The organism is Kitasatospora sp. NPDC094016, from assembly GCF_040304045.1.
Classification (GTDB): Bacteria; Actinomycetota; Actinomycetes; order Streptomycetales; family Streptomycetaceae; genus Kitasatospora.
This window is the reverse complement of sequence record NZ_JBEOUK010000100.1, coordinates 1-2,640: the sequence shown is the minus strand read 5'-3', so window position 1 is coordinate 2,640 and position 2,640 is coordinate 1. Positions and strand designations below refer to the sequence as shown.

General features: G+C 72.6%; 2 protein-coding genes. One reads left to right on the top strand and one right to left on the bottom strand.

Annotation, left to right across the window (positions count from 1 at the left end):
• Positions 1-110: 110 nt before the first annotated feature.
• Complete coding sequence (locus tag ABT015_RS37830) at positions 111-416, bottom strand: hypothetical protein (RefSeq protein WP_350887874.1); 306 nt, start codon at positions 414-416, stop codon at positions 111-113.
• 694 nt (positions 417-1,110) lie between these two features.
• Between ABT015_RS37830 and ABT015_RS37825 the strand changes: the two genes are divergently transcribed.
• Entirely contained in the window at positions 1,111-2,496 is a 1,386-nt protein-coding gene (locus tag ABT015_RS37825) for an MFS transporter (protein WP_350887872.1), read from the top strand.
• Positions 2,497-2,640 lie beyond the last annotated feature (144 nt).

Genomic DNA, 2,640 nt, shown 5'->3' with positions numbered 1-2,640 from the left:
ATCGAGTCAGCCGACCGAGAGGCAGCGATCAGGTCGGCAGCCTGCTCAGGAACTCCGCACGCGTCGCACCATGCCCCCCGCGATGGGGGCCGACACCCCCGCCCGGAGGTTCAGTTGTCGTTGTTGACCTTGGTGTAGGCCGCGCTGTAGCCGGTCGGACAGTAGAGGGTGTCGCTGCCGTCGCCCGTGCGCCAGACACCGTTGACGGTTCTCTGGCTGCCGTTGACGTTGTCGTTGTTGCAGACCAGGACCAGCTGCCAGTGGTTCTTCGGGGCGGTGGTCTGGCAGCTCACCGAGCCCCAGTTCGCCCCCTGGCTGGTGAAGCAGTACGAGGTGGCCGACGCGCTGGGCGCCGCCATCACTCCGGCGGCCACCAGCAGCGCCGCCCCGGTACCCAGAGCCGCAATTCGACGCATGCCAAACTCCCCTGTCGAGTCTCGAACAACGTGTGCGGTCAGCATGCCGAAGATGTGATCGTCTGTATTCACCGGTGGCACAACTGGCCGAAACCTGCCGTTCCGCTTAGCCGGCCGTCCCGCTTACCCACCGAGCCCCTGCGGCCGCCGATTCAGGCCGGGGTTCCAGGTAGTCGCGGATCGCGTCGCGGTTACGGGTGAGGCAGCCGATGCGCTCGTCGAGCCGGCCCAGTTCGCGCCGGAGCAGCGCGACCAGTTCCGGCCCAGGGGTGGCCGGGAGGGTCACCGAGCCATGCAGGCAGGGGATGACCGAGCGCAGGGCGCGGGCCGGTGCGCCCACCGAACGGAACGGCCGAATGTGGCGCCGGTCACACGATCGGGGCCCTCGGAGGCCTTTGGGTGAGAAGGGTCACGCCCGGCGGGCGGGCGGGCGCCCGGACGGCGACAGGGCCCGGCAGGACTGGGCGGGCGGGGTCGCGACATGGTCCGAGGTCCTGTCCGCTTCGGGACCTTCGTCGCGACTCCGGCCGACCTTCGGCCCGGTGGCGGCCCCCTCGCACCCGGGCAACCGTGGACGGTCGCCCGGTGTGAGCGGGTGATGGCGCCGTCCGCCGGACGGCGTCTTTCCTTGCCGTCTACCCGGCGCACGGTGAGCGGTCATCCGCCGCCGTACGCTCCGGAGGACCCCCAGCACATGTCCCAGACCATCGACAACGCCCCGTATACCGCCTTCCACCGGAGACTGGCCCTCGCCTGTTCCGGTGGGCCGCTGCTCGACGGCTACATCCTGAGCATCGTCGGCGTCGCCCTGATCGGAATGCGACCCGAGCTCGGCCTGTCCACCGCGGAGGTCAGCCTGATCGGCGCCGCCGCACTGGTGGGCATGTTCGTCGGCGGCGCGCTCTTCGGCGTGCTGACCGACCGGATCGGCCGGGAGGTGATGTACACCGCCGACCTGCTCGTGATGGTCGCCTGCTCGGTGCTCTCCTTCTGGGTCGACACGGTGTGGGCGATCGCCGTGCTGCGCTTCGTGCTCGGCATGGCCGTGGCCGCCGACTACCCCATCGCCACCTCCCTGCTCGCCGAGTGGCTGCCCGCCAAGAAGCGCGGGCGGCTGCTCGGTCAGCAGATCATCGCCTGGTACGCCGGCTCCGTGCTCGCCTACGTCGTGGGCTACGCGTTCCTGGAGCTGGCCGGGCCCGGCAGTTGGCGGTGGATGCTCGCGAGTTCCACGGTGCTGTGCGTGGTGTTCCTGGTGATCCGTCGCGGCTCGCCGGAGTCCCCCCGCTGGCTGGCCGCCAACGGGCGGGTCGGCGACGCGGTGCGCGTGGTCGAGAAGCACCTCGGTGTACGGGTGGACGGCCGCGAGCTGATGCCCGACCCGGCCGAGCGCGACCGCCCCGGCGGGCTGCGCCTGCTGATGACCCCGCCCTACCGGCGCCGCACCCTGTTCTGCGGCCTGTTCTTCCTCTGCCAGGTCGGCCCGCTGTTCGCGATGCTCACCTTCGGCCCGCAGATCCTCTCGTCCTTCGGCATGCCCGGCGGCACCGTGATGGAGACCCTGGGCACCGGGCTGATCAGCCTCGTCTTCCTGCTCGGCTGCTACCCGGCCCTGCGCCTGATCGACACCCGCGGCCGGCGCCCCGTCATCATCTGGTCGTTCGCCCTGATGGCCGTCCCGCTGGCCCTGCTGGGCGTGTGGCCCACCGCCCCGGCGGCCGTCGCCCTGACCGCGCTGTGCGCGTACGCCTTCCTGTGCGGCGGGCCCAACGTGCTCGACTGGACCTACCCCAACGAGCTGTTCCCCACCGAGATCCGGGCGACGGCGGTGGGTGTGGCGACCTCGGTGAGCCGGATCGGCGCGGCCGTCGGCACCTACCTGCTGCCGCTGTCGCTGTCCGGGCTGGGCACCGGTCCGACCATGCTCATCGCGGCCGGCACCACCGTGGTCGGCCTGCTGGTGTGTGTGCTGTGGGCCGAGGAGACCCGGGGCACCGCCCTGGGCGCCGCCCCGGCCGCCGGCCGCGCGGCCGCCAGGCCGGCCGTCCCGGGCCGGCGCGTCCCGCAGACGGCGCGCTGAGGGGGCGCTGAGCTGCGCTGACGGCCACCGTGTGACGCACCGGCGGGGGGGGCCCCGTCGAATACGCGCGCGCCCCCCCCCCCGCCCGCGGCGGGCGCGTATGGCGCGGACCACGGGATCGGGCGCGGCGCGGCGGGCACACGG

Excerpts from the sequence above, each read along its gene's own strand:
- ABT015_RS37830 (WP_350887874.1), bottom strand. The coding sequence starts at position 416 with ATGCGTCGAATTGCGGCTCTGGGTACCGGGGCGGCGCTGCTGGTGGCC.
- ABT015_RS37825 (WP_350887872.1), top strand. The coding sequence starts at position 1,111 with ATGTCCCAGACCATCGACAACGCCCCGTATACCGCCTTCCACCGGAGA.